This window comes from Kitasatospora sp. NPDC056783, assembly GCF_042789895.1.
Taxonomy (GTDB): Bacteria; Actinomycetota; Actinomycetes; order Streptomycetales; family Streptomycetaceae; genus Kitasatospora.
The window spans coordinates 1-4,875 of record NZ_JBHUAF010000513.1; the positions used below are offsets into that span (position 1 = coordinate 1).

Here is a 4,875-nt window from a genome sequence, read left to right on the forward strand (position 1 = left end):
CGGGCCCTCCCGCGCGGTCAGGACTGGACGGAGGTCACTCCCCCGCGACGACGGTCGGCGCCCCCGACTCGACACCCTCCGCCTGCATCTGCTCGGCGAGCTTGAGCGCCTCCTCGATCAGGGTCTCGACGATCTTCGACTCCGGCACGGTCTTGATGACCTCGCCCTTGACGAAGATCTGGCCCTTGCCGTTGCCGGAGGCGACCCCGAGGTCGGCCTCGCGGGCCTCGCCCGGACCGTTCACGACGCAGCCCATGACGGCCACCCGCAGCGGCACCTCCATGCCCTCCAGCCCGGCGGTGACCTCCTCCGCGAGCTTGTAGACGTCCACCTGGGCACGGCCGCAGGACGGGCAGGAGACGATCTCCAGGCCGCGCTCGCGCAGGCCGAGCGACTCCAGGATCTGGGTACCGACCTTGATCTCCTCGGCCGGCGGGGCGGAGAGCGAGACCCGGATGGTGTCGCCGATGCCCTCGGCCAGCAGCGCGCCGAAGGCGACCGCCGACTTGATGGTGCCCTGGAAGGCCGGCCCGGCCTCGGTCACGCCGAGGTGCAGCGGGTAGTCGCACGCGGCGGCGAGCTGGCGGTAGGCGTTGATCATCACGACCGGGTCGTTGTGCTTGACCGAGATCTTGATGTCGCGGAAGTCGTGCTCCTCGAACAGCGAGCACTCCCACAGCGCCGACTCGACCAGCGCCTCCGGGGTGGCCCGGCCGTACTTCTCCATCAGGCGCTTGTCCAGCGAACCGGCGTTGACGCCGATCCGGATCGGCACGCCCGCGTCCTTGGCGGCCTTGGCGATCTCGCCGACCTTGTCGTCGAAGGCCTTGATGTTGCCCGGGTTCACGCGCACCGCCGCGCAGCCGGCGTCGATCGCGGCGAAGACGTACTTCGGCTGGAAGTGGATGTCCGCGATGACCGGGATCTGCGACTTCTTGGCGATGATCGGCAGCGCGTCGGCGTCGTCCTGCGACGGCACGGCGACCCGGACGATCTGGCAGCCGGACGCGGTGAGCTGCGCGATCTGCTGGAGCGTGGCGTTGATGTCCGAGGTCACCGTGGTGGTCATCGACTGCACCGACACCGGGGCGTCGCCGCCGACCGGCACGTTGCCGACCATGATCTGCCGGGAGTGACGGCGCTTGGCCAGGGGCTTGAGCGGCAGGGACGGAATACCGAGCGAGATCGCGGTCATGTGCGCAGGGTTCCCCGAGGTTGAGGTGTGGGCGGCCTCCTGGCCGTGACACGGCCGAGGCCGGGCGCGCGGACGATCGCGCACCCGGCCCCCACCGTACGGCAAGGCGCCGTACCGGAGCATCCTCCGGTACGGCGGTTAACCGATCTTCACCGGGTTCACCAGGTCGGCGACCATCACCAGCAGGGTGAACCCGATGAACACGCTGGCCACCACGTACGCCACCGGCATCAGCTTGGCGACGTCGAACGGGCCCGGGTCGGGCCGGCGGAACAGCCGGGCGAGGCGGCGCCGGACCGCCTCCCAGAGCGCCCCGGCGACGTGCCCGCCGTCCAGCGGGAGCAGCGGGAGCATGTTGAAGAGGAAGAGCGACAGGTTGATGCCGGCCAGCAGGTACACGGCGGTCGCGACCCGCTGGGTGGCGGGCACGTCCATCGAGAAGACCTCGCCGCTGACCCGGGCGGCGCCGACCATGCCGATCGGCGAGTCCGGGTCGCGCGGGGCGTCACCGACGATGGCGTTCCACAGCCCGGGGATCTTCCCCGGCAGGGCGACCAGCGCCTTGACCCCGGTCTCGGCCTGGTCGTACATCCGGTCGACCGACTGCCCGAGGCTCAGCTGGACCACCCCGGACGCGGGAGTGAATCCGAGGAACCCGGCCTGGACGGTCTGGCCCTTGAGCGGGACGTTGTTGCCGTCGTACTTCTGGACGTCGTTGACCGCGATCGTCGGGTTGAGGGTGAGCTGCTCCCCGGCCCGCTCGACCACGACCGGGACGGTCCGGCCCGCCGACTTGCGGATGTCCGCCTGGAGCTGGTCGTAGGTGCGGATCCGGTCGCCGTCGAAGGAGAGGACCTTGTCGCCCGCCTTCAGTCCGGCCTGGGCGGCCGGGGTCAGCGGGGCGCCCTCCGGACAGGTGTCCCTGGGCGCGCCCGCCTTGACGACGCACTTCTCGACGCTGCCGATCGTCGGCACGGTCATGCTGACGCCGAAACCCATCATCACGGTCAGGAAGAGCCCGAACGCCAGGACCAGGTTCATGAACGGCCCGGCGAACATCACGATGACGCGCTGCCAGGGCTTGCGGGTGTAGAAGAGCCGGTGCTCGTCCCCCTCCTGGAGCTCCTCGTAGGAGGCCTCGCGGGCGTCCTCGATCATGGTCCGCCAGGGCGAACTGCTGCGCTTGGTGATCCGGCCGTCCTCGCCCGGCGGGAACATCCCGATCATCCGGATGTACCCGCCGAACGGGATGGCCTTGATGCCGTACTCGGTCTCGCCCTTCCGGCGCGACCAGAGGGTCGGGCCGAAGCCGACCATGTACTGCGGCACCCGGATGCCGAACAGCTTGGCCGTGGAGAGGTGGCCGAGCTCGTGCCAGGCGATCGAGACGAGCAGCCCGATGACGAAGACCAGGATGCCGACCACCGTCAAAACCGTTGCCACCGCTGGTCCTCCGTCATGCTGCTCCGCTCATCGTCTTGTCCTACCTGCTCTTGGGGCCCAGGAGCGCCCACCACCACGGCCGGCGCCCCGGGGCCGTCGGCCGACCGTCAGCCGGCCGCCAGCTCGCGGGCCCGGGCACGCGCCCAGTCCTCCGCGTGCAGGACGTCCTCCACCGTCAGGGAAGTTCCCGCCGCCGAAGCGCCGTCCCGCTGACCGTGCTCGGCCACGACCTTGGCAACAGTGTCCACGATTCCGGTGAAAGCGAGGCGGCCCTTCAGGAACGCCTCCACGCACTCCTCGTTGGCCGCGTTGAAAACCGCCGGGAAGGTGCCGCCCAGGGTGCCCACCTCGCGGGCCAGCTCGACCGCGGGGAAGGCCTCGTCGTCCAGCGGGAAGAACTCCCAGGTGGCGGCCTTGGTCCAGTCGCAGCCGGGAGCGGCGTCCGGCACCCGGTCCGGCCAGCCCATGCCCAGCGCGATCGGCATCCGCATGTCCGGCGGGCTGGCCTGGGCCAGGGTCGAACCGTCGGTGAACTCCACCATCGAGTGCACCACCGACTGCGGATGGACCACGACCTCGATCCGGTCGAACGGCACGTCGTACAGCAGGTGCGCCTCGATCACCTCCAGACCCTTGTTCACCAGGGTCGCGGAGTTGATCGTGACGACCGGCCCCATCGCCCAGGTCGGGTGCGCCAGCGCGTCCTGCGGGGTCACCCCGGCCAGCTGCTCGCGGGTCCGGTCGCGGAACGGACCGCCGCTGGCGGTGACCACCAGCTTGCGCACCTCGGCCCGGGTGCCACCGGCCAGCGCCTGGAACAGCGCGGCGTGCTCGGAGTCCACCGGAACGATCTGGCCCGGCTCGGCCACCGCCTTCACCAGCGGGCCGCCGACGATCAGCGACTCCTTGTTCGCCAGCACCAGCACCCGGCCGGCCTTCAGCGCGGCCAGCGTCGGCCGCAGGCCGATCGAGCCGGTGATGCCGTTCAGCACCGAGTGGCACTCCAGGGCGGCCAGCTCGGTCGCCGCGTCCGGGCCCACCAGCACGGTCGGCAGCGGACCGCCCGCCGCCTTCGCGGCCAGCGCCTCGCGCAGCGCCGGCTCGGCCGCCGGATCGGCCACCGCCACGGTGTGCACGCCCAGCCGCACCGCCTGCTCGGCCAGCAGCTCCACCCGACCGCCCGCCGCCGACAGGGCGACCACCCGGAAACGGTCCGGGTTGCGGAGCACCACGTCGATGGCCTGGGTGCCGATCGAACCGGTGGAACCGAGGATCACCAGCTCTCGGGGGCCGGAGGGGTCCGCCACGGTGGGCGTGAAGCGCAGCTGCGGGTGAGCGAGCGAAGTCATGCGCCCATTGTGGCCTGTTCGCGGCACTCGCCAGGACGCCCTCCGGCGTCCCGGTCTACCGTCGGAACCATGCGTACCGTCATCGCCGGGGGCCACGGACAGATCGCGCTCCGCCTGGAACGGCTGCTCGCCGCCCGAGGCGAGCGCCCCGCCGGGATCATCCGCCGCCCCGAACAGGCCCAGGACCTCGTCGACGCCGGCGCCGAGCCGTTGCTGCTCGACCTGGAGGCCACCACCGCCGCACAACTCGCCGCACTGCTGACCGGGGCCGACGCCGTGGTCTTCGCCGCCGGCGCCGGACCGGGCAGCGGCGCCGCCCGCAAGAACACCGTCGACCGGGACGCGGCCGTGCTGCTCGCCGACGCCGCCGAACTCGCCGGGGTCCGCCGGTACCTGATGGTCTCGGCGATGGCCGCCGACGCCGCCGCGCACCACCCCGCCGACGAGGTCTTCGAGACCTACCTGCGGGCCAAGGGCGCCGCCGACGACGCGATCCGGGCCCGCGCCTCGCTGGACTGGACGGTGCTGCGCCCCGGGCGGCTCACCGACGGCCCCGGCACCGGCCTGGTCCGGCTGGCCCCGTCGGTCGACCGCGGCGCGGTGGACCGGGAGGACGTGGCCGCCGTCCTGGCCGCCCTGCTGCGCGAGCCCGGCACCGCCGGGCTGACCCTGGAGCTGGTCGCCGGGAACGCCACCGTCGAGGAGGCGGTCGCCGCGGCCGCCGGGCACGACGGCTGAGCCCGGCCGGGCGCGGAGACGGGCGGAGGGCCCGGGACCGGGGCGGGCGGAACCCGGACGGGCGGAGACGGGCGGAGGGGCCCGGTGGACCGACGAACCCGGCCCCCCCACCACACCCGCGCCACCGCCCCCCCCCCCCCGCCCACACAG

General features: G+C 72.5%; 4 protein-coding genes. 1 reads left to right on the forward strand and 3 read right to left on the reverse strand.

Annotated features, from left to right (window positions below; genetic code table 11):
- Positions 1–34: 34 nt before the first annotated feature.
- The 3 genes from ispG to dxr all read right to left on the reverse strand — a co-directional run bounded on the left by ispG (position 35) and on the right by dxr (position 3,987).
- Positions 35–1,195 carry a flavodoxin-dependent (E)-4-hydroxy-3-methylbut-2-enyl-diphosphate synthase gene (gene ispG / locus ACFRMQ_RS38150; RefSeq protein ID WP_380735468.1) on the reverse strand — a complete coding sequence of 387 codons (1,161 nt, stop codon included), beginning with the start codon at positions 1,193–1,195 and terminating at the stop codon, positions 35–37.
- 138 nt (positions 1,196–1,333) lie between these two features.
- The gene (locus ACFRMQ_RS38155; RefSeq protein WP_380735469.1) at positions 1,334–2,638 is read right to left on the reverse strand and encodes a M50 family metallopeptidase; all 1,305 of its coding nucleotides are present in this window, start codon (positions 2,636–2,638) and stop codon (positions 1,334–1,336) included.
- A 107-nt stretch (positions 2,639–2,745) separates the two neighbouring features.
- On the reverse strand, positions 2,746–3,987 hold the full coding sequence (gene dxr, locus ACFRMQ_RS38160) for a 1-deoxy-D-xylulose-5-phosphate reductoisomerase (protein WP_380735470.1): 1,242 nt from the start codon (positions 3,985–3,987) through the stop codon (positions 2,746–2,748).
- 69 nt (positions 3,988–4,056) lie between these two features.
- On the opposite strand from dxr, the gene ACFRMQ_RS38165 reads away from it, so the two are divergent.
- Positions 4,057–4,725, forward strand: coding sequence for an NAD(P)H-binding protein (locus ACFRMQ_RS38165; RefSeq protein ID WP_380735472.1), 669 nt, complete (start codon positions 4,057–4,059; stop codon positions 4,723–4,725).
- Positions 4,726–4,875: the final 150 nt, after the last annotated feature.